This window comes from Hirschia litorea (genome assembly GCF_042665075.1).
GTDB lineage: Bacteria > Pseudomonadota > Alphaproteobacteria > Caulobacterales > Hyphomonadaceae > Hirschia > Hirschia litorea.
The window spans coordinates 115,148-136,596 of sequence record NZ_JBHTBR010000004.1; the positions used below are offsets into that span (position 1 = coordinate 115,148).

19 protein-coding genes and 1 riboswitch are annotated in these 21,449 nt (G+C 46.3%); of the genes, 10 read left to right on the forward strand and 9 right to left on the reverse strand.

Annotated elements, in window-relative coordinates; genetic code table 11:
• Positions 1 to 283: 283 nt before the first annotated feature.
• The 5 genes from ACFQS8_RS07755 to ACFQS8_RS07775 all read right to left on the reverse strand — a co-directional run bounded on the left by ACFQS8_RS07755 (position 284) and on the right by ACFQS8_RS07775 (position 6,342).
• Positions 284 to 1,576 (reverse strand): TAXI family TRAP transporter solute-binding subunit, encoded by a 1,293-nt coding sequence (locus ACFQS8_RS07755; RefSeq protein WP_382166737.1) that lies wholly within the window; start codon positions 1,574 to 1,576, stop codon positions 284 to 286.
• Positions 1,577 to 2,391: 815 nt separating this feature from the next.
• The gene (locus tag ACFQS8_RS07760) at positions 2,392 to 3,012 is read right to left on the reverse strand and encodes a peroxiredoxin family protein (protein ID WP_382166738.1); all 621 of its coding nucleotides are present in this window, start codon (positions 3,010 to 3,012) and stop codon (positions 2,392 to 2,394) included.
• Positions 3,013 to 3,186: 174 nt separating this feature from the next.
• Positions 3,187 to 4,290 carry an acyltransferase family protein gene (locus ACFQS8_RS07765; RefSeq protein WP_382166739.1) on the reverse strand — a complete coding sequence of 368 codons (1,104 nt, stop codon included), beginning with the start codon at positions 4,288 to 4,290 and terminating at the stop codon, positions 3,187 to 3,189.
• Positions 4,291 to 4,446: 156 nt separating this feature from the next.
• The gene (gene mdh, locus ACFQS8_RS07770; RefSeq protein ID WP_382166929.1) at positions 4,447 to 5,409 is read right to left on the reverse strand and encodes a malate dehydrogenase; all 963 of its coding nucleotides are present in this window, start codon (positions 5,407 to 5,409) and stop codon (positions 4,447 to 4,449) included.
• Positions 5,410 to 5,721: 312 nt separating this feature from the next.
• Positions 5,722 to 6,342, reverse strand: a complete 621-nt coding sequence (locus tag ACFQS8_RS07775) for a porin family protein (RefSeq protein WP_382166740.1) — start codon at positions 6,340 to 6,342, stop codon at positions 5,722 to 5,724.
• 409 nt (positions 6,343 to 6,751) lie between these two features.
• Here ACFQS8_RS07775 and ACFQS8_RS07780 point away from each other — a divergent pair, with 409 nt between their 5' ends.
• A complete protein-coding gene (locus ACFQS8_RS07780) occupies positions 6,752 to 8,404 on the forward strand; it encodes a midas domain-containing protein (RefSeq protein WP_382166741.1) in 1,653 nt (550 codons plus the stop codon).
• 68 nt (positions 8,405 to 8,472) lie between these two features.
• On the opposite strand, the gene zapE is transcribed toward ACFQS8_RS07780, so the two are convergent.
• From zapE to creD, 3 genes are all read right to left on the reverse strand, one after another.
• Positions 8,473 to 9,600 carry a cell division protein ZapE gene (zapE, locus tag ACFQS8_RS07785; protein WP_382166742.1) on the reverse strand — a complete coding sequence of 376 codons (1,128 nt, stop codon included), beginning with the start codon at positions 9,598 to 9,600 and terminating at the stop codon, positions 8,473 to 8,475.
• Positions 9,601 to 9,743: 143 nt separating this feature from the next.
• Entirely contained in the window at positions 9,744 to 10,175 is a 432-nt protein-coding gene (locus ACFQS8_RS07790; protein WP_382166743.1) for a response regulator, read from the reverse strand.
• A gap of 439 nt (positions 10,176 to 10,614) precedes the next feature.
• The gene (gene creD, locus ACFQS8_RS07795; RefSeq protein WP_382166744.1) at positions 10,615 to 12,042 is read right to left on the reverse strand and encodes a cell envelope integrity protein CreD; all 1,428 of its coding nucleotides are present in this window, start codon (positions 12,040 to 12,042) and stop codon (positions 10,615 to 10,617) included.
• A gap of 120 nt (positions 12,043 to 12,162) precedes the next feature.
• Between creD and ACFQS8_RS07800 the strand changes: the two genes are divergently transcribed.
• The 5 genes from ACFQS8_RS07800 to ACFQS8_RS07820 all read left to right on the forward strand — a co-directional run bounded on the left by ACFQS8_RS07800 (position 12,163) and on the right by ACFQS8_RS07820 (position 15,490).
• On the forward strand, positions 12,163 to 12,543 hold the full coding sequence (locus ACFQS8_RS07800) for an MmcQ/YjbR family DNA-binding protein (protein WP_382166745.1): 381 nt from the start codon (positions 12,163 to 12,165) through the stop codon (positions 12,541 to 12,543).
• A gap of 179 nt (positions 12,544 to 12,722) precedes the next feature.
• Positions 12,723 to 14,120 (forward strand): HD-GYP domain-containing protein, encoded by a 1,398-nt coding sequence (locus ACFQS8_RS07805; RefSeq protein ID WP_382166746.1) that lies wholly within the window; start codon positions 12,723 to 12,725, stop codon positions 14,118 to 14,120.
• Between the two features lie 119 nt (positions 14,121 to 14,239).
• Positions 14,240 to 14,602, forward strand: coding sequence for a ribonuclease E inhibitor RraB (locus tag ACFQS8_RS07810; RefSeq protein WP_382166747.1), 363 nt, complete (start codon positions 14,240 to 14,242; stop codon positions 14,600 to 14,602).
• Positions 14,603 to 14,605: 3 nt separating this feature from the next.
• Positions 14,606 to 15,169, forward strand: a complete 564-nt coding sequence (locus ACFQS8_RS07815) for a hypothetical protein (protein ID WP_382166748.1) — start codon at positions 14,606 to 14,608, stop codon at positions 15,167 to 15,169.
• A 3-nt stretch (positions 15,170 to 15,172) separates the two neighbouring features.
• Complete coding sequence (locus ACFQS8_RS07820) at positions 15,173 to 15,490, forward strand: DUF6881 domain-containing protein (RefSeq protein ID WP_382166749.1); 318 nt, start codon at positions 15,173 to 15,175, stop codon at positions 15,488 to 15,490.
• A gap of 174 nt (positions 15,491 to 15,664) precedes the next feature.
• Here the strand turns inward: ACFQS8_RS07820 and ACFQS8_RS07825 are convergent, their stop codons facing one another.
• Positions 15,665 to 15,892, reverse strand: coding sequence for a hypothetical protein (locus ACFQS8_RS07825; RefSeq protein ID WP_382166750.1), 228 nt, complete (start codon positions 15,890 to 15,892; stop codon positions 15,665 to 15,667).
• A 329-nt stretch (positions 15,893 to 16,221) separates the two neighbouring features.
• Positions 16,222 to 16,334: riboswitch (TPP riboswitch) on the forward strand.
• 67 nt (positions 16,335 to 16,401) lie between these two features.
• Between ACFQS8_RS07825 and thiC the strand changes: the two genes are divergently transcribed.
• The 4 genes from thiC to ACFQS8_RS07845 all read left to right on the forward strand — a co-directional run bounded on the left by thiC (position 16,402) and on the right by ACFQS8_RS07845 (position 21,154).
• Entirely contained in the window at positions 16,402 to 18,294 is a 1,893-nt protein-coding gene (gene thiC / locus ACFQS8_RS07830) for a phosphomethylpyrimidine synthase ThiC (RefSeq protein ID WP_382166751.1), read from the forward strand.
• A gap of 12 nt (positions 18,295 to 18,306) precedes the next feature.
• The gene (locus tag ACFQS8_RS07835; protein WP_382166752.1) at positions 18,307 to 19,020 is read left to right on the forward strand and encodes a hypothetical protein; all 714 of its coding nucleotides are present in this window, start codon (positions 18,307 to 18,309) and stop codon (positions 19,018 to 19,020) included.
• 127 nt (positions 19,021 to 19,147) lie between these two features.
• On the forward strand, positions 19,148 to 19,903 hold the full coding sequence (locus ACFQS8_RS07840; protein ID WP_382166753.1) for a hypothetical protein: 756 nt from the start codon (positions 19,148 to 19,150) through the stop codon (positions 19,901 to 19,903).
• A gap of 276 nt (positions 19,904 to 20,179) precedes the next feature.
• Positions 20,180 to 21,154: a glycosyltransferase gene (locus ACFQS8_RS07845; RefSeq protein WP_382166754.1), complete on the forward strand. Its 975-nt coding sequence runs from the start codon at positions 20,180 to 20,182 to the stop codon at positions 21,152 to 21,154.
• Positions 21,155 to 21,449: the final 295 nt, after the last annotated feature.

The window sequence follows — 21,449 nt, forward strand, 5'->3', positions numbered from 1 at the left end:
AGGAGATTATTAAGACCTGATTAACTTGTCGGTAATTCGTTAGCGCTAACAGGCCTATTCTGTCGCAATTCACTTTTTCAAACCCACTAAAAAAAAATTCAAAAAAAATCAGTAAGCGGACTGCAAAACCCGGAAAATGCGCCTATTCAGTGACAAATTGAACAAAACAACGCCCGTGCGAAGCTGTCCAAAATTCAATTTTAGACTCATCTCCCCTCACCCAAAACCAGACATGCGCTTAACATTCCTCAAGGCAAAAATGTTAAGCTAACATTGAGCGAATTTACGCCCATTGCGTATTGGGATCTGCGTTCTGTTTATCGAGCAATTCAGTGACAAAACGAATATGCGCGCGCAAGCGATAGAGGTCATCAGTATAACTATCTGGCACCTCAACCTTACTTGTCTCCGCTTGCAGCTCAGACAATTTACGACGCACCTCAAACCGCTCTTCTTCGGTGCTTGCAACGCGCCCCTCAGCTTCCACCAAACGCAGATCGCGATACCAAACATAAATTTTACGACGAATGCGCCAACGATATATAGGCGGGCCTGCTCGCATGATGGGCACCATCAAAGTTATCATAGGAATGAGTAACACCCATGCACGGTCTAAAAAGTTTGCAAATGCAAACGGGAAATAGCGCCGCAAAAAAGACGGCCCTCTCTCATAATATCGGTTCGCTTCTTTAGAGATTGGCAAATCCGCCAGATAAGGCGTTGGGAATGTCTCAGGAGCATTCAACAATGTACCCCCCTTATGCGTATTCGTCATCGCCTCTAAAATTACAGCTTGAATTGCAGGATGAAGATCTTTTCTGATGACCACTTGCGCAACAGGCGATATCAGCTTCACATCTTTTGCAGGAAGGTCGTCCTTCAAACTCAAAGCACCATCAGGCAGAACGACATCTTTTAAATAAGTATGGCGGCGCGCATACGCTAAAGAGCGCTCCACCGAAACCAATTCCACACCCGGCGTTCGCATGAGCGTTTTAATCCAGCTCGCTTCTGGACCAGCCACAAGAAATACGGCATCCACCCGCCCCTCAAGCAAAAGCTGAGCAGCATCTGACCCTCCAGCCTCAACGGCGGTATAGCTCCCCTCATCCAGACCATTATCATCCAGTATGACATCCACAAGCGCACGCGTACCGGACCCAGAGCTACCAACAGCCACCCGCATACCTGCAAGGCTTCTCAAATCAGTTATCGGAAACTCGGAACGCGCGAAAACCCACATAGGCTCAAAATAAATTGCGCCTAGCCCTAGCAAGAATTCTCTATGTTCTGGAGAGGTTACACCACTTTGAACAATCGCAATGTCAACTTCACCAGAGATCAATCGCTCTAAATTCTCAACCGACCCTAAGGATGGCATGACAACAAGCTCAACATCGACATTTGCCAATTGCTTTTTATACAATTCAGCAACAGTGGAATAAGCGCCTCCCGGCGCACCCGAGGCAATAGTCACACTCTTAGGCGGCGGCGGCTCTAGCAAGCTGAACAAGCCCCACACAAACACTACGCCAACAAGGATTGTCCACCAATAACGCTTCAGCATGGCCTGCATGGTCAATTATTTCCCGCTCTACTTACCCACTTCTAGGTCTTATCCCTTTTTCAAGCAGAAAAAGCCAGATGAAACATGATTAACATTTATCGCCTTGTTTATGCCACATCACGCACCACATGCTGAGATATGAATTTCAGACAACACCTTTAGCAGCCTAACTTATAACCAGATAAACGCTATTCATCACACGAATGGGACAAACCTAACCGAAGACATTAGGTATAAGCCCAAGATCAAAAATATAAATACTCAGGAACAGGAGTAGACCATGATTAAATTTATCGGACTGGCTTTCGCCGCATCCCTTGTTGCTGCCGGCTTTTACTTAAACCTATTGGCACCATCGTCACTATATCTTTAAGTTCTGATTAGACATTCAAACGCCAGCGTCATCTATTTCATTTTCTCTTAAAATTCAGACTTAACTGATAGATCACTAATTTGTTAGTGTACTAACAATTAACTACACCAAACCTCATGCACATACACATATTTCAATACTTTATTTATGCATTTCCGCATAACAGCACTTCTACATTATGCGAAGACAAGTAAACAAGCTTTTGCTAAACATGTTCCGTACTCAAACAAATTAAGTACAAAACAGATTAGGAAAATACCATGATTAAACTTGTTGGAATGCTTGTTGCTGCAGCTCTTATTACTGCTGGCTTCTACATGAACTTCACAGACCCATCTTCACTTTACATGTAATAGAGAAGATATACCGCATCTATACTTGATGTTATTCGATCAGACCGCATGTTTTAGAGAGCAATCTCCAAACCATGCAGCCTGACGAAAATAGACGACTATTCAGAGACTGCCTTAGACACCACGTCTACAGCCTGAAATACAACTTCCGAAGCAGGTCGATTTTTAAATCCCTCTTCCATAAGTTTCGCTTTTACAACGCCCTCATTATCAATGATATATACAGCAGGATGCGGCACACCATGCGCCTTGCTTCCCTCTTTGTACGCATCATTCAACAAGCCAAACGCCTTGATGTTTGCCGACCCAGTGTCGGAAGCAAGCGTGTAGGACAACTCGTTTTTCATCTTGAACTTCGCTAATTTTTCCGGCGCGTCGTAAGATACAGCCACGAGTGGGTATCCTTGCGTAGCTACACTTTCAGCAATGGCATCTAAATCTATCATTTGCTTCTTACAGTAGGGACACCAATCAGCCGAACGCACAAAAGCGACAACAAGCCCTTTATCTCCCTTCAAGGAGTCAAAGTCCGCTTTCTCGCCGTCGGACCCAATAACAGACAATAATCCGCCTTCGGCCATCGGTATCGTCTCACCAACTTTTACACCCACATCAAAAACAGCCGGTGCCTGCTCCGCATGATGCTCAGCAAACGCTGGCAAACTTAACGCCCCGCCTAACAATGACGTCACAGCCAATAGTGATGCTAACTTTTTCATGTGCTGGTTTCCCTTATAGAACTCAAATAACCTGCGGAGCATTGCAGAGACACCCCTCTCTTTCCAGCACAGAATACAGCCCCTCACGCAAGTGTGATTTTCCGTGTATACGCGCACAAAAAAACCGCCTCCATTCTATTGGAGACGGTTTCATTCTTTTTACAAAACTTCCAATTAAACTTTAATCGACAACTCCGCCCGCTTAGCCTTATCAATCAGCATTACACCCAATTGCATCCCAGGCAGCTCAATCCATTTATACGTGATGCGGGACAACCCATAAGTGAAAAGCAAGATCACAGGGAAAAACACGAAAAAGCGCACTTTTTCAGGAACGAAATTCGCCAAATCCACGATGTGAAACACGTCTTTAAACGTAAACATGACGAAAAAATGCACGAGATACATGCTGTAACTCAATCGCCCGATGTGAACGACAAAGGGCGCACTAAACAATGCTTTCCATTGATCACGAGCCAACAAAACCAAGCAACAAAAAGCAACACCAAACAATGTCGGTGCCATCATGTGAGACTTAGCCAATGGCCCAGCAACTGTTCCCGCTAAGAAGAAAATACCCAAACCAAGCAAAGCAACATAAAACACATGCTTAGGTGTAGGAGCGGAGGTCAATATCCAACCATCTCCCCATTTCATCATAGCCATAGCAATTAGAAAAACGGGTATCTGCGTGAACGGCCAAAAATATAGATAGGAGTTATTTTCAACATACCCCTCTAAGCCACCCGCAACAAACCAAGTCACACCCAATAATGCGACCCCAATCGCGCTCCATAGCCATGCCCACCACTTTTTAGTCGTCAATAGCATGAACAACATTGGAGCAATCAGGTAAAAGGCCATCTCCACACCGATAGACCACCCACCCGGAACAACATTATTATTCGCACTCGGCACAAATGCATGCACAAATGTTATATTGGCCAGAATTTGATACAGCTGAAATTGCTCGACATTAAATGCCGTTTTCAAACTGACGAAGACAATAATTCCCAGAAAGTATAGAGGTGCGATCCGAAATATCCGCTTCCCATACCAATCAGAAATTGGACTTGCATCCCGTCGCTGCTTTGCCAGCGTCATATATATCGCAATCGAAGAGATTACGAAAAACAGCTGAACCCCATAAACGCCATATCGCCCTGCATACTCCAACACCTCTGGTGGCTGAAAATTGAGACCGAATACAGCATGAACAAAGATTACGCCCAGAATTGCGTAAGCCCTCATACCGTCCAACCAACTCAGTCTCGCCATCACATTTATCCTATCAGAATTTTATCTCCCCCTACTCAGCAATTTAGCTGCCATTTCAACGCTTTGACTCAACTTCCACCCAAAATAAAAGCCGCCTCCGTTCAAACGGAGACGACTTTGTCATTTCAAGTTAGGCAAAAACCTAATTTGTTAGCTTTAAGCCAATGAAGGCTCCAAGTTTTTACATGCTTCGATAAGAACGTTCACAGCTGAGATAGATTTCTCCATCATTTCTTTTTCAGAAGCATCCATCGGGAATTCAACGACTTTTTCAACACCGTTAGCACCGATCACGACAGGCACACCCACATACATGTCATTCTGGCCGTATTCACCTGAAAGGTATGCTGCAGAAGGAAGTACGCGCTTTTGGTCTTTCAAATAAGACACTGCCATAGCAATCGCACTTTCAGCAGGCGCATAGTAAGCAGAACCGTTTCCAAGAAGCGCAACGATTTCACCGCCGCCTTTACGTGTACGCACAACCATTGCGTCCAAGTCTTCTTGTGACAACATGCCGTTTTCAACAAGAACGTTTAGTGGCAGACCACCAACTGTTGAATAGCGCACCATTGGCACCATGTCGTCGCCGTGACCACCCAATGTCCAAGCGCGGATGTCCTTAACTGACACACCTAGCTTTTCAGACAAGAAGTAAGCAAAACGTGCAGAGTCAAGCACACCTGCCATACCCACAACTTTGTTAGTTGGAAGACCTGAGAATTTTTGAAGCGCCCAAACCATCGCATCAAGCGGGTTCGTGATACAGATCACAAATGCGTTTGGTGCATATGTTTTAATACCTTCAGCAACTTGCTTCATCACACCCAAGTTTTTACCGATAAGGTCATCACGGCTCATGCCAGGTTTACGCGGGAAACCGGCAGTCACGATACATACATCAGCGCCTTCAATGTCTGCATATGCTTCAGTACCCGCAAGTTTAACATCGGAACCAAACACTGTTGTTGCTTCAGCCATGTCCAAAGCTTTACCTTGAGCCACACCGCCAAAGATATCAAACATTACAACGTCACCCAACTCTTCGCGCGCAGCGATGTGAGCGAGTGTTCCGCCGATCATGCCGGCGCCGATCATTGCTATTTTTTTGCGTGCCATTGGGGAATTCTCCTGTTGTGTATAAGCATCATGCATTGCTTTAGAGGCGATACCGCCAAATAGTTTACCAAGCATGATACAATCCCGATTTCTATAGATTATGACGCGACAGTTAGCGCAGCCACGCGCGAAGAGCAATCCATATTGAATCGCCGGATGGTCGCAGCACGGCCACATATCCAAAATTTCAAGCAAAATAACGCCTCAGCACACCTAATTGCGCGGCATTTTAGAAATCATACCCCCACACACAAGCGGCAGCCTCCTATTGGAAGCTGCCGCAGTGATAGTCATCATAGAGTTGATATCGATTTAGAACTTATAGCCAAGCACGACAGCACCTGCATGCGTGTCCGTGTCTTCAAGCGAGTAATAAGTATAGTCACCACGCAATTCCAAGCTCTCAGTGACGTCATATGTGATCCCAGCACCAACTGCAGGGCCAGATGCAGAATCCTCTACATTCACAGCAGCAACATCACCAATCAAAGGCACAGTCGCATCAAGATCAACATAAGCGACACCTGCACGCGCATGCACACCGAAACGATCAGTGACAGGCACCTGCATTGTACCATATGCCCCTAAAAGATAGTTCAATCCGATATCACTGGATTCAGCAATAATATCATCAAGATCTCCATCATTATTGCGGTCTATCTCAAAATTATCTTCGTCTACATTGTAGTCAAATTCGCCATCATCAATGCCTGTAGTGATGTCTGCTTCGATACCGAACATGGGTGTAATCTGCCAACCACCGCGCGCCGTGATCGCGCTCGTGCCTACACCATCGTCTATGCCATCTGGCTCCATTTCAAGATAAGAATACCCACCTTGAATATATGGTCCTGTGTCTTCAACTGCTTGTGCATTCGCAACTCCCGTCAATGTGAGTGCAGAAATAGCAGCGCCAGCGATAATCGTTTTCATGATACATTCCTTCGCAGTTAAAAGATCACCTGCGCGACCCACACAACACCGCAAGAGCATCATGTCGTCAGCAAGCTGGCTAACTACGCATGGGGAGTCTCAGAGTTCCCCCTTTTCTGGCTTTCGTGAACTATCATAATTTTTATTAATTCAGAGGCACGACACCTTGAAATTCAGTTCAAAGATATATGCGAACGCCTCCCAATAAGGGCCCAAACGCCAAAGAGCGCATTTCCCGTCACGGTTACCCAAATACATCAAACACAATCACACCATATAATTTTCACCTATAAAGGGACGAATTGAGAAGATTAACTTCCATACATGGTAAATATTGTGACTTTCCGTCACACCAATGTCGTTCCATACTGATAGTTCCGCATATGATTATAAAGCTGAGGGGCTGATCATGAATTTCGTAGGCAATTTTCTTAAAGCAGGCATCAAAGCCTTGCTGACTATAGGGTTTGTGCTGGGCATTTGGGCCCTGCTTTCTTACTACTTTCCAGAGATCCAAAATACATTATTCCAAATGTGCGATGATCTAATTCAAAAAGCGCTTCCACTCTTGGGGGAACGTCAAAATAGCATTAGCTCGCAATTGCTCACACCACTTTCTGTATTTGCAATTTTGCTCACTATTTTCAGTCGCTTTTTCTGCGTTGAATTACTGTGGGGAATTTTCGCAGGCATTGGCAGCCTCTTTAGCTCCAAAGAAGACACACGCTCCGCACGCGATCTAATGAAAGCTGGAGAAAAAGAAGCACGTATTCGCGAAAAGCAAGCCGCTAAAGAAGCAAAAATTGCGGAAGCTGAAGCCGCCAAGCAAGCCAAAATGAACGAGAAACTTGCCACCCTTCAAGCAAAAGAAGATGCGAAGGCAGCCGAAAAAGCAGCTAAAGAACAAGCCATCGCTGACAAGGCTCAAGCTAAAGCTGACGCAAAAGCGGCAAAACAGAATAAATCTAAGACACCCCAAGCCACGCACGCAGATGAAGATTTGAACATCGCCCCCATCGCTGCCGCCGCAACAGCAGCTACACTCGCTACAGCTAAAATAGCAGAGGCCATGGAAAGCGATAACGCGACAACCGATGCTGACGCGATAGATGAAGCAATTCCTGACCTTGATATAGAACCATTAGCAGACGCGCCTGACGAGAGCACATTCATTGATGCAACTCCTGAAAGAGAGCCAGAAACACATGCTTCAGATGATTTTTCACCTGAATTAGAGGTCCTAACGTCATTAGGAAATGATTTACCTGAAATTGCCGACATAGAGGAAGACGACCTTCCTCAAATAGATGACCTTGAACCAATTGAGCTATCTCAAGCAGATCATCTAGCTGATGCCCGCGATGAAGTAGCTGAGATCGTAGAAGAACCAGTATCAGATTTTGAACTGCCCGAGATAGACAATCTCATCGACGCGCAAGCTGAAGATACGCTAGAAGACACACCTATTATCGACACCTTACCAGAGGATGACCTTCCTGAATTTGAGGAGCCTCAGTCAGAGGTCGAAGACCTAACCCTACCTGATATTGAAGACCTCCCCCAAGAGGTCGACGTATTAGAACAATCCGACCTCGCACTCGACACACCTGCTGATTTTGCAGATGAAGCCGAAGATACGCTCTCACTGGATACAATTGCGGACGACTTCTCAGCTCCTCTTGAAGATGCTTCCTCACAAGCTGAAGACCTGCCAGATGTCGCTGATCTGGAAGATTTACTCGACATTGAAGACCTTCCAGCCCTAGCAGAAAACACAACAGAGCTTGAGCTTACGGATGCCGAAGCAATTGATCCTTTAGATGAGGAGCCGGAAGAAGATTCCATTTCCGAATTTGGAGATGAAGACACACTAGAAAACGCGCCTCTGACAGAAGATGAAGCGCTCGCTGATATCAAAGAACTTGAGGACCTCGACGAGATTGAGGACATAACAGCACTGCCAGACCTGCCAGATACGCCTGAAGTAGAAGATATGCTGGCCGATGATCTGTTGGAAGATCTACCAGACCTTGAAGACCTTGATCCATATAAATTGAACTAATCCTAAAAGCCCGTCATGCATGCGTATGACGGGCTTTTTAAATCATTTATTCCACGATCAATATTTAATTAGGCTGAAGCTTCAACTTCACTTCGTCCTGCCGCAAGATAATCCCTTGACCGCATCTCATGAAGACGGCTAGCCGTGCGCTCAAATTCAAACGCACCATCCCCTTCAGGGTACAAATCATCAGGCTGCGCTTCTGCACTCAGGACCAGTTTAGTGCGCGCCTCATACAAAGCATCAATGAGCGTCACAAACCGTTTTGCAGCATTGCGATTGGCAGGCGTCAGCGTCGGCACATGATCTAGCAATACAGTATGATAGCGGCGCGCAATGGATAAATAATCTCCCGCCCCCAAAGGACGGTCACATAATTCAGCAAAGCCAAACCGCGCACATCCAGCAGCATGACGCTTCACAGTTAGCTCGCGCCCCTGCACAGTCAACACCTCTGGCGCATCCCTCACGCCACGCGTTAGCCTCTGCCACGCTTTATCCATAGCAGCATCCGCTTCAGGATTTAACGGCGCATAATACACTGGTGCAGCAGTCAATCGCTCCAAGCGGTAATCTTGCACAGACTTCAACTCGATAATCTCGAGTTTTTCTTTCATCATGCCGATAAATGGCTTGAACAAGCCACGATTCACACCACCGACATATAGATCATCTGGATGCCGATTTGAGGTCGCTACAACAACCACATTCCGCATCCATAATTGCTCAAACAAACGCCCCAAAATCATCGCGTCGGCAATGTCGGTCACATGAAACTCATCAAAACAAAGTAGTTTTGCCTTATCCGCTATATGCTTAGCAGTTGGAGGAATGGGATCATCCCCAACACCGCGCACATACGCAGAATGACGTTTGCGAGACTTTTCATCCAATTTGCGCCATTGCGAAATAAAGTCGTGCGTCTCCAACATAAAGTCGTGAAAATGCGTCCGCATAGCGGGTTTAAGTGGAGAATGCGCATAGAATAAATCCATCAACATGGATTTTCCACGCCCAACCCCGCCCCAGACATAAAGCCCTTTAGGATAAACCGGCTTTGAAAACCATCCCGTTTTCACATCCGCAAGCGCACTCGCTAAAGCACCAAAGCGCCGCGCCATATCCGCTTGCGCTGGATCAGCCTTTAACTCACCCGCGTCAACTTTGTTTTTATAATCTTGATAAAGCTCAACCATGCTCAGGCCATAACGTCTTAGCGGCTATTGGTCGAGTAAGTTCCATCATAATTTCTGAACTAAAATGGCTGAACATCTCAATATCCAGCACATCAGAAATAACGATAGCGGAAGGAAAGACTCTAAACACTTTCGCGATTTAACTAAGCGACAGCGCCCTTTGCATCAGTCTCACCCATAACATCCAAAAGGAATGCATAGAATTTCTCTGGGTAACGACTAAACTCGTTCAATGCTAAATCTTCTTTTGCGATTGCTTTAGGAGAACAATTACGTCCTACCTTACACAAGAAGTCGACCATAGACTGACGCTTATCGCTCGCTGAGACCACACCAAGACGAAAATCGCCCATGCTCGCAACGCGCGTTACAGTCGTATCTTCATCAATAGAATCTGGAAGTCTCAAATCAAGCATAACAAGATCAAATCGCTCAAGACGCAATTTTCTCTCAGCTTCCATTAAAGAACCTGCCAATACGAGATCCACTGGCAATCTTTGCCGTGTTGCGGATGCTCCCGCTGCCAATAGCATCTCACATGCTTTAGGATGATCTTCTACCCATAGAACTTTCACGCTCAAGTCTCCCTTGCCCCTCGAAGCCGCTTTTATGCATTTTTGTTACAGTCTCGTAAATAGAGGCTCTGCTTAAATTTAACCATTGACACCATTACAAATAGTTAAACAAAGAAAAGGCTCAACACGAGATAGAAAGTGACATCGATTTCCAGAATCTTTTTTACATTCTGACAATTAGGGATACTATAGGGCCTCTTTTGTCAAAACAATTTATCATAAAATTTACGTGTATTTATACGCTATCAATGTCAGTTGGTTCCATTTTTTTAGTTAGAAACTCTATTATTTTTATCTAAATCCACTCCTCAACATGACGTTTACGTAAACGCATAAATAGAATAAAAAAGACCCCACAACTTTAGAGCTGTGAGGTCGTTTTATTAATCCCGCAAGTGATTCACTTGCTTAGTATCAAATTACACATTGAAATTAGTTTCTATTTGCTCTCTTCAGCAGACAGCCCATACCAATCTAAATCACGCGTTTTCCACATCGTGAATGCAATTGCTGCAAAACTCGCAATCGATCCAACAAGTAGCGCATAATCCTCCATACGCATCAGCACATAAATCAAAGCATACAAGGAGGTGAAGACGATAAAGGCATTTACACAAGCCTCACGCCCCCCAAATACGGCCCCTGCATAGAGAGACAAGGCAGCCACCGTCGCCGTCGCGGCAATGAAAAATCCAATCGTAAATCCAGCATGCTCTGACACACCCAGCAGCAATAGATAAAACACTGCCTGTGCAAGTCCCACCAATACATATTGCGCCGGATGCGCCCTCACCGCGCTTGTCGCTTCAAATAAGAAGTAAGCTAAGAACACAAGCCCCACAAACATAGGTGCATATTTCAATGCCCGCATCACAGATTGATAAGGCGATGTTTCATCAAGCAACAACATTCCCATATCTGAATTTGTAAGCGCATAGAGATTCAAATCTCCACCTGACGCCACCATGCCACGCGCAAGAAACGGCACGCTCCATTCAGCGCTAAACCCTGCATCCGTGAAGCTTCGATCCGTGGGTAAAAATCCCCCTTCAAAACTTGGTGCTGTCCAATCTCCATCAAGATTGATTTTGGTGTTCTGCGCAAAGGCTGCAAAGCCAATGCGTTGTGCACCCGTTAAATGCATATTCGCTGTCAGATCAAATTTAGAACTCTCATTCAGTAAAAGCCCCTTTAAAGGAGCCATCATATCCGCAACAGGATTGCTAATTGAGTTATCCCCTGGGCCAAGGCTCACTTTTTGACCATTGACCTCATATACAACTTCATCTTTCACGCCGCGCAAATCACTCATACCCATGTGAATGCGAGCATCTTCCCAATGAAAACGTGCACCACGAGGTTGGTTCAACATCGCTTCTTCAAGATCAAATGACGCTGTATAATCAACTTTCACATCAAAAACAGGCACACGATGCAGCCCACGTTGCAGCATTTCAGTTTTTAAGTCTGCGATAGCCGCCCCATTTTTAGCAAACACAACAAACTGTCCTTGCCGAGTGCGTTGTGTCTCCACCATCACCCCAGAATTATTTGGCGTTTTATCGGTGTATGTCTGGCTGTATGGAATAACCAATAAAGGCCCCAGCACAATTTGCTGTCCACCACGTGCTTGGCTGACTTCTGCTACAGCACGATCTGCATTCGTAGACCGCTCATGCACTAGCCCCCATACAAACATGGTTGGAATAGCCATTACCAACGCAAGCGCACATACCAGTAGCAATTTCAAACCAAATGACCGTTTGGGCATATACGCCCCCACATTCAGGCCATTCCGTCGATGTCCCCCCCCAATCCCCAAGGGCATCTGCCCCCCTAACTCGTCATCCGTTTCATTGTCCGACATAATTCCCACCTTCCGGTTTAATTAAAACGCCCTTATCCTTGTTCATGACTTTCTGTTCAGGCTAGATTGTGATGCGTAAAAGGCGATTTGGTCAAACTTTGTGGTCTAAAGGGGACATTCATGAAAAAAGCAGATTTCAATACCTTTTGCAGTTCGATCCCCAACACGACACACGTCGTACAGTGGGGCGGCGCTGATGTTTGGAAAATCGGTGGCAAAGTTTTCGCTGTGGGTGGCTGGGCAAAAGATATCGAAAATGACGACCCTGAGCATATTTGCGTCAGTATAAAAGTATCAGAAATGGCGTGGGAAGTTTTACGCGATGTTCCTGGGTGTCGCCCCGCTCCCTATCTCGCTTCACGCGGTATGAAATGGATTCAACACACCAGCGAAGAAACGCTTAGTGATGAGGAATTCAAAACCTATATAAAACAAAGTCACGACATCGTTGCCACTGGGCTGACTAAAAAATTGCAACGAGAATTAGGTCTTATCAAATAATTGCCAATTTGAAACAAGCCCTTTTCAAACAGTTAAAACCCTTTCTAACCCTACCAATTTTACTTGCCGCAAAGTTAACAAAAGTGCGCAATTCATAAACCTATTGCATACGATATCCTCAAACCTCTTTGATATACCAAGCCTCAACAAGAACTATTTCGACAGTTGAGGACCACACATTGCCGCACTTAGTTTCCCCCGCACCGCTGAGCTTACCACTCGCTGAATTACTTTCATCCTTCACTTACGCGCTGGATATGACGGATGGACAACCAGAAGGTCATTCTATTCGTTGCTGTTGGATAGGAACGCATATTGGTCAGCAGCTTGGCATGGAGGGAACAGAACTATGGGAACTATATTACACCCTGCTGTTGAAAGACCTCGGCTGCTCGTCAAACGCAGCGCGTATCTCCCAACTTTACAAAACGGACGATCACAGCTTCAAGCATGATTTTAAATTCCTAGATTCCAACATTGGTGAAGCACTTAAATTTCTCAACTCACACGCAGCTACAAATATGGATTTAGGCCAACGCCTAAAAACCATGGCGCATGTGATGAAGAACAAAACGTCCCTTTCTAAAGAACTTATCACAACACGCTGCACGCGCGGTGCTGACATTGCACGCCAAATGCACTTTTCCGATGCCGTCACAAACGGCATTCACAGCCTAGATGAGCATTGGGATGGCGGCGGCCTACCTGAGGGCTTAAAGGGCGATGAAATTCCAGTTTATTCTCAAATCGCGCTGCTCTCTCAGGTCATTGACGTATTTTTCCTCAGTAAAGGAAAACATGCGGCCCTAGATGAGATTCGCAACCGCGCTGACCGATGGTTCAACCCCAAACTTGTTGGTGCATTTGAAGCTGTCGCCCAAAATGAAAGCTTCTGGACCTCGCTTCAAAGCTATGACCTGCCTCATCGCATATTTGAGCTAGAACCCGCACAACAAAAGGTCATGGTAGACGATCAATGGATGGATGATATAGCGCTTGCATTTGGCCAAGTAGTTGACGCCAAAAGCCCCTTCACCGCAAGTCACTCCCAACGTGTTGGTGACATTTCTCACGCGCTAGGTAAACGCTTGGGTATATCAACACACCGCCTCCCTTGGTTGCGCCGCGCCGCCCTACTACATGATGTCGGCAAGCTAGGCGTATCCAACACAATTTTGGATAAACCCGGCCCGCTTGCTGATGATGAGTGGGAACGCATGCGCGATCACGCCTATAAGTCAGAGCAAATTCTGTCCCGCATAACAGTTTTTGGTGATCTGGCACGTGCTGCATCTGCACATCATGAGCGTCTAGATGGCACAGGCTATCCACGTGGCCTGAAAGGAGATGAAATCTCCCTTGAAACACGCATTATCACAATTGCCGATTTTTATGATGCTCTTACAGCTGATCGCCCCTATCGCGCTGCGCTTCCCGTAGATCAAGCTTTGAGTATCATGTATGATGAATTGCACACGACCATTGATCCTGATTGTTATGTCGCCCTCACAAACATCTTGCCAGAGCTTCCAGCTTTTGCCGAAAATCAAGATTTATCGTGCCTTATATCTGCCTGATACATTTTCTTCCAGATAATCTATCATTTGGATTGATCCCTTCACCTCAAGGCGATTGACCCTGCCTCAAAAGCCTCTAGTTTCGCCACCAAACCATTCTCTGCTTGGAAGGCGAAACCATGTTTAACTATCCCGATGATTTTGACGGCGAAATGCTAGGCATAGTGCGCGATGCGGGTTCAGAGATGGATCAGCCCATGGTTATCGACTTTGCCGTAGACGCACACCCAGAAGCCACAGCTATTAAAGTTGCGGAGGCGTGCAAAGCTGCACTCAATGCTAAAGGGTATCAAGTTGAAATCGTGCCACCAGATCCTGAAGACGACGAAGACGATCGCTGGAGCGTCTACTGTTCTATTCACATGATCCCGCAATATGATGAAATTGTACAAATTCAAAAAGACATTCAAGCCATTGTAGAGCCTGTTGGCGGCACTGCAGATGGTTGGGGCACCTATGGCAACGCACCAGAAGACGCCTAAATCATGACCATTCCAAAAATAGACCTACCACCCAATGAAACAATCATTTGGGATGCACCTATTGATAGCCAATTGATGAATGCCGCAAACAATAAAGGCCGCATGATGTATGGCGGCGCGGCCTTAGCCATGCTTCTGCTCGCGCTTTATCTCTTATTGCTATTTGCAAACGGTTTCTGGGGCGCAAATGAAAGCGTTGGCTCTGCCCGCCTCGTAGCAACTGTGATAACTGGTCCCGCAATATTAGTCGCTGTTGTGGCAATATGGGCTTTTGTTGAACGCTATCGCATGATTGGCGCGCACACCATGCCCGCACATTATGTCGTCACCAACCAACGCTCCATATCTCTAAAAACGGATGGAGACATATTTGATGATATCGCGCATGCTGACATTTCTCACACATCAATAGACGGCAGAAGCGATACGCAAGTCCTGCTTCTTGCCCGCGCCGCCCAAGAAGATGTGAAAGACGAGGACCGCAAGCCGCCTTTCCTTTTCGTCCATCTGGAAGATTTAAACGCCGTCAAAACACTCATTGATCGCCATATTCCAGAAGACGACTAACCAATGTCGGCTAAATATTTGCGCGTTATGTGGCACGACACCCTCCCCGACGAACCCATGGAGCTGTATTATGAAATACAGCCCACGCGCTGCGTCACGCGCATGATTGAGATTTTTGAAGATGGGTATCCAATCGCCGACAGCTTAAAAATCGCTGCCCGCCGCTATCCGCCACCCGCGAACCCAAACTGCCTTTGCAATGGCAGTTTCCCTGGCCCGCTGGAATACGACACTCTCTTCCAAACCTCTGAGTTTAGCTATAATGAGATCAGCAAAACTCAGTTTGATAAACTGTTTCTGCGGGCGAATATAAAAGAATAATCACCCCTTTTCATCATACGCGACGCGCGCTTTTTCCTTCGCAATGCCGAAAAAGAAAACCGGATGGACACTGCTCTTAACGCACTGAACGCAAACCATCGTTAGCACAAAATGTAATAAAAAAACGGGAACGACTTTGCCGCTCCCGTTTCAATTTACAGATTCATTCAGCCGCTAGCTTCCCGTTCCATCAGGCCCATCAGCAATATCTTTTGCCACAACACTCGCTTGATCAGCTGCTTCTGCAGCAACCACTTTCAGATCGCCTGCGGCATTGCCTGTCCAGCGATCAACGCGTGCACCTGCTTCTTCGAAAGATCCTGTTGTGAGACGCAAAAACAGCATAGTTACCGTAAACGCCACGAGCATCGCGTAAATTATACTGTTGAATAAAAGTTTCATTGTCCCATCCTTAGAAAATTCTGATTTGCAGCGGCGTTATGCGGGCGTCTCAGCATCGAATACAGAGCCAATGCCCCGCATAGGAGCGCTCTAACTGGCCAATTTTGTTTTGGCTTTTGATTTGGTGTGCTTCATCTGTCTTAGGGAAACTTTCGTAATCACCATCGCAACACTAATCGCCAACATTGCGTTGACAAAAATACCAAATAATAACGTCCTCATAACAAGTGTCCTTCGTAAACTTCTTGCCACATTAACGGCCAAGAAGAACAAGGGTTCCATGGATGAAAATTCTTCAATTGACCCAATCGGCAAATCAAGTATTCTCTTAACCATCCGAGGGGCGCGTACGGTTAAGCGCTGAGATGGGGACAACACCTCCCTAGCACCCTTTGAACCTGATCCGGTTTGTGCCGGCGTAGGAACGGATTTTGAGGCGTGCGATTATCTCCTCTCCCTTCCCCTACGTTGATGCAGACCGCTAACCATATTACTGGGTCCTGCACGTTATGAACAAACCAACATCCCAACACGAGTTTGAAACACCTAAAGTGACGACTGGCCCGCTGCCAAGCTCTCGCAAGGTCTACACACACCCTGTCGCGGACCCGAGCCTATCTGTGCCGCGCCGTGAGATTGACCTACACCCAAGCGCGAATGAGCCGCCCGTTCCAGTGTACGATACATCCGGCCCCTACTCAGACCCAGCCGTCACGATTGACGTTGAAAAAGGTCTGCCGCGTATCCGTGACGGTTGGGTACAAGCGCGCTCAAACGTAGAAGAATATGAAGGCCGCCCAATCAAGGTGGAAGACAATGGCGGCGCGACAGGTAAACACCTTGCCCGCGAATTTCCAACCAAGCACAAGCCTTTGCGCGGTGTGGGCGATGGCCCAATCACACAATATGAATTTGCAAAAGCTGGCATCATCACCAAAGAGATGATCTACATCGCCGAACGCGAAAACATGGGCCGCAAGGAAGCCGTCGCCAATGCTGCTGAAACAGTGGCACAAGGCGAAAGCTTTGGCGCAGAAATCCCAGAATTTATCACACCTGAATTTGTCCGCGATGAAGTTGCCCGTGGCCGCGCCGTTATCCCTGCCAACATCAACCACCCAGAGCTAGAGCCGCAAATCATTGGCCGCAACTTCCTCGTGAAGATCAACGCCAATATTGGTAACTCAGCCGTCACCTCTTCTGTGGAAGAAGAAGTTGAAAAAATGGTCTGGGCCACACGTTGGGGTGCTGACAATGTGATGGACCTTTCAACAGGTCGCAATATTCACAACACCCGCGAATGGATTTTGCGCAACTCTCCCGTGCCAATCGGAACAGTGCCAATCTACCAAGCTTTGGAAAAAGTAAACGGCATCGCCGAAGACCTCACATGGGAAGTTTACCGCGACACATTGATCGAGCAATGTGAGCAAGGTGTTGACTATTTCACCATCCACGCCGGTGTGCGCTTGGCTTACATCCACCTCACCGTAAACCGCGTATGTGGTATCGTGTCCCGTGGTGGTTCCATCATGGCCAAATGGATGCTGACCCACCACAAGGAAAGCTTCCTCTACACCCACTTTGAAGAAATCTGTGACATCATGCGCAAGTATGACGTGACATTCTCCTTGGGTGATGGCTTGCGTCCGGGTGCTGTGGCAGATGCCAATGACCGCGCTCAATTTGCCGAGCTTGAAACACTTGGCGAACTCACCAAAATCGCTTGGGATAAAGGCTGTCAGGTGATGATTGAAGGCCCAGGTCACGTGCCAATGCACAAGATCAAGGTCAACATGACCAAGCAGCTTAAAGAATGTGGCGAAGCGCCATTCTACACGCTTGGCCCCCTCACAACAGATATCGCGCCGGGTTATGACCACATCACGTCCGGCATCGGTGCCGCTATGATTGGATGGTACGGAACAGCCATGCTTTGTTACGTCACGCCAAAAGAACACCTTGGCTTGCCAAACCGTGATGATGTTAAAGTGGGTGTGATCACATACCGCTTGGCCGCCCATGCAGCAGACCTTGCAAAAGGCCACCCTGCTGCGCAAATCCGCGATGATGCTGTCTCCCGCGCGCGTTTTGACTTCCGCTGGGAAGATCAATTCAACCTCGCGCTAGACCCTGAAACAGCCCGTGATTTCCACGACCAGACATTGCCTAAAGACGCCCACAAAGTGGCGCACTTCTGCTCTATGTGTGGCCCGAAATTCTGTTCAATGAAAATCACGCAAGACGTGCGCGATTACGCCGACACACTCTCCGACAATGAGAAAAAAGCCCTCCAGCTCGAAGCTGAACAAGGCATGGCGCAAAAGTCTCAGGAATTCATCGAAAAAGGCGGCGAAATCTACCTCAGCGAAACAGGCGAAAAACGCGAACCGATTGATTAAAGCGAAGTCGACATGAGACCGGATAAACTTCAAAAAGCGATCTGGTCTGCAAGACTAAACGAATGGGCCGCCATGCTTAAAAAGGCATGGTGGCTTATTCTGTTATTGATCATGTTTTTGACTGTAAAAATTGTTTGGCACACCGTCCCCTTCACACTTGAAGGTCACCAACGAGGCACGATCTTATCTACGGCCGTAGACCAAACGGATTTCGGTGCAGGCGCAACTTTTGCTACGGTTAAACTGGAAAATGGCGATATAGTTTCCGCCAAACTATCGGCCCCAAACCCAACTTCACAAGATATAACCCTCTGCCAATTTAAGCGCACCTTAATCTGGGAAATGACCCATTACAAAGTTTGTGATCTAGAACAAAAAACAGACCTAATCCCCCTAAATAGAGCGAAGTCAGTTTCTGACCTCGCGTCCATAGAAGTTTGCAAAACCTACCGAACACACGATTGTGAAATAAAGGCACATCCAAAATTAGAGGACATCCCCTCTTTTTCTGCCTCACCTGACAAAGTTAGATGCATTCTAAAGTATCGCGTTCTCGAGAGCGGATACGTCAATCTACTTAACACTGAATGCAGCGATGACCGCTTCCTAAAAGGTGTGATAAAGAGCGCAGAACACCTCCGCTATGGCACAACGGACACCTGCGGCCGCACCTGCCCCGCCATTGGACAAGAATTAGAATACCCATTGGAAATCCAATTCGAATAAGCCGCACTGTGCGTGACATCTCATCTTGTCGGAATCCCAGATCAAGTCTGGGAATACGGATATTTTTGGTTGCAATCAAAACAAAAATTACGAAAGTGGTTCGAGCTTATACTGGGGGTGATAAATCATGAAAATGTGGAAATGGACGCTTATTGTTGCAACAATATTAGCCGTAGCTTTCGCCACTAAAATTATCCTCAAAGAAGCGAAACAAAAGCGCGAAGACGCAGTAACCACTAAAATTGTGCTCGCTATCAGTAGAGATTACTGTATTGCCTCCTTAATGGGATCAAACGGAATAATTCTGCCCTCAGAGCATCACGTGACTAAAGGGCGTTTTAAATCGTTTATACCTCCTAAAAACCAACCTGAAGATGAACAAGGAACCGCTTGGTCTTCAACCTCCGATACCCCCGTCCAGATAGAACATGCAGATGATGATTTTTGTAAACTTTTGATTTTTTCGCGCTATCCAGAAAAGCTAGAGCGTGACTTTCTAAAGCATTACAAAAATTTCGCTTGGGGGTTCTCTGAACAAGGTCGGTTCACACGCAATGGCAGACAAAACGCTTATGGCTGTATTTCTGTTTTCCCTGATAAGACGAAAAAAGATCGCCCCAAATCAATTGTACTCCATTGGGCCTACCCAAGAACAGAATTCTCAGAACAGATTCAATCGCTATTTAGCCGCCGCCCCTATGCCACAATGATATTATCGATTTCAAAAAGTGATATTACTTGCAAAGAGGACAAATCACTCATTGTAAAGCATATAAAGAAAGAAAAAGCCGACATGGAATTGATGGAAACTGATCCTGAATTGTACTTTGAGCAGGAACGAAAAAAACGAGAAGAATGGCTAGCAAATCAACCTAGCGAGTAACGCTTGAAGATTCCTACCTACCCCATTGCCCCTTACTACAACCAACGCTATCACCTCGGTATGACAGATATATCCCGCCTAGACGCGCTTGAAATGCGGATCGCTCATCAGGACGAGCCGATTGATTGATAAAGATCGAAAAACACTCTTGAACGCAGCGTCATACAACATCCTCGGTTTGCGGGAATGATGTATGGCGCATCGCATCTCCCCTTAAATGGCTCAATAATTGCTTACTAAACCCGCAAGAGCTGCACTATTAAGAGGGACGCATATATGGAACAGCATTATCCTAGTATTTCTGTCGTCATGGAATGGGAGAATGCAAAGCTTTCTGATGCTGATCGTTCTATCGAAATGCTCACGAAAGTCTCCACTCAATTAGCTGAGTTACAGCAATATTTCACCTCAACACCTGAGATACTTATCCTGTTTGACGCCGCCGAAATCGACAAAAATGCCTTGCAAGATTTTGTCGATGCAGCGTGGAATTCAGATGCTCATGTGAATATGCGCCTAGAAGCTGCCCCCGACCTAACCTATTACGATCAGAAGAATTTCGGGGCCAAATTAGCGACAAACCAATTGCTGATTTTCATAGACAGCGACGTCGTTCCCGAAGCAGACTGGCTCAAACAATTATTGACGGCAAAACGAAGTAGTAATGCTGCGATTGTTGGCGGACAAACATATATCGAACCTACACGCCTCTATGAAAAAGCATTTGCTCTAATATGGTTTTTCCCGCTGCGATCAAATGCAACTAAAACCTATGAATCTGAACGTTTTTTTGCAAACAATTTTGCGATTGATCGACAGACATTTTTAGATCACGCTTTTCCCGAGAATGATCTCATCCGTGGCCGCTGTTATGTCTTAGCCAAAAAAATGAACCAGCTTGGTTTAGGCGTCGAAATTTGTCCCGCCGCGCGCGTTTCTCATCCGCCTCCCAATGGCGGATTGCATTTCCTCCGCCGTGCTATTGTCGCGGGCCATGATTCAAAACTAATGGCAGATATTTTAAACGAAAACCAAGGACACGCATTGCTTCGCATGTCGGCAAGCCGCGCCAAGTGGAATTTAAGCCACGCATTTAAGAATATAAAATCTGAAAGTCACAATATCGGCTTGGGATTTGGCGGCCGACTTTTCGCATCCACCCTCGCCATAACCTATTATGGCATAGCCGCGATCGGCGAATTAATCTCATCCTTCGCCCCTAAATACCTCCGCAAAAACCTAAAAGTATAACCCCAAAAACAAAGCTCAATTGTTACATAAAAAACGTAGGGTGCATTAAGCGCTAGCGAATGCACCATTTCTAAGCACGCACATTATTGAAAATTCAGGAGCTAGATACCCTGATGTGCAAGCGCATCGGCATGACACTGTTTAGCTTCCACGTTTTATTCATTCATCTTCGCGCACGCTATTCCAGAATAACACTTGTATATAATTTCAGCACATCTTCTTTTTTTAAGACCAGACATTGTCCGCAAATTATATTCCCACAACCCAACGCATTGTATGTGCAGAGTTGTATCTA

What these genes read in the sequence shown, in the direction of transcription:
- ACFQS8_RS07765 (WP_382166739.1), bottom strand. Translation starts at nt 4,290, where the DNA reads ATGGCGAGACTGAGTTGGTTGGACGGTATGAGGGCTTACGCAATTCTG.
- ACFQS8_RS07810 (WP_382166747.1), top strand. Translation starts at nt 14,240, where the DNA reads ATGTTTAACTATCCCGATGATTTTGACGGCGAAATGCTAGGCATAGTG.
- creD (WP_382166744.1), bottom strand. Translation starts at nt 12,042, where the DNA reads ATGTCGGACAATGAAACGGATGACGAGTTAGGGGGGCAGATGCCCTTG.
- mdh (WP_382166929.1), bottom strand. Translation starts at nt 5,409, where the DNA reads ATGGCACGCAAAAAAATAGCAATGATCGGCGCCGGCATGATCGGCGGA.
- ACFQS8_RS07755 (WP_382166737.1), bottom strand. Translation starts at nt 1,576, where the DNA reads ATGCAGGCCATGCTGAAGCGTTATTGGTGGACAATCCTTGTTGGCGTA.
- ACFQS8_RS07815 (WP_382166748.1), top strand. Translation starts at nt 14,606, where the DNA reads ATGACCATTCCAAAAATAGACCTACCACCCAATGAAACAATCATTTGG.
- ACFQS8_RS07780 (WP_382166741.1), top strand. Translation starts at nt 6,752, where the DNA reads ATGAATTTCGTAGGCAATTTTCTTAAAGCAGGCATCAAAGCCTTGCTG.
- ACFQS8_RS07820 (WP_382166749.1), top strand. Translation starts at nt 15,173, where the DNA reads ATGTCGGCTAAATATTTGCGCGTTATGTGGCACGACACCCTCCCCGAC.
- thiC (WP_382166751.1), top strand. Translation starts at nt 16,402, where the DNA reads ATGAACAAACCAACATCCCAACACGAGTTTGAAACACCTAAAGTGACG.
- ACFQS8_RS07775 (WP_382166740.1), bottom strand. Translation starts at nt 6,342, where the DNA reads ATGAAAACGATTATCGCTGGCGCTGCTATTTCTGCACTCACATTGACG.
- zapE (WP_382166742.1), bottom strand. Translation starts at nt 9,600, where the DNA reads ATGGTTGAGCTTTATCAAGATTATAAAAACAAAGTTGACGCGGGTGAG.
- ACFQS8_RS07835 (WP_382166752.1), top strand. Translation starts at nt 18,307, where the DNA reads ATGAGACCGGATAAACTTCAAAAAGCGATCTGGTCTGCAAGACTAAAC.
- ACFQS8_RS07840 (WP_382166753.1), top strand. Translation starts at nt 19,148, where the DNA reads ATGAAAATGTGGAAATGGACGCTTATTGTTGCAACAATATTAGCCGTA.
- ACFQS8_RS07800 (WP_382166745.1), top strand. Translation starts at nt 12,163, where the DNA reads ATGAAAAAAGCAGATTTCAATACCTTTTGCAGTTCGATCCCCAACACG.
- ACFQS8_RS07825 (WP_382166750.1), bottom strand. Translation starts at nt 15,892, where the DNA reads ATGAAACTTTTATTCAACAGTATAATTTACGCGATGCTCGTGGCGTTT.
- ACFQS8_RS07760 (WP_382166738.1), bottom strand. Translation starts at nt 3,012, where the DNA reads ATGAAAAAGTTAGCATCACTATTGGCTGTGACGTCATTGTTAGGCGGG.
- ACFQS8_RS07845 (WP_382166754.1), top strand. Translation starts at nt 20,180, where the DNA reads ATGGAACAGCATTATCCTAGTATTTCTGTCGTCATGGAATGGGAGAAT.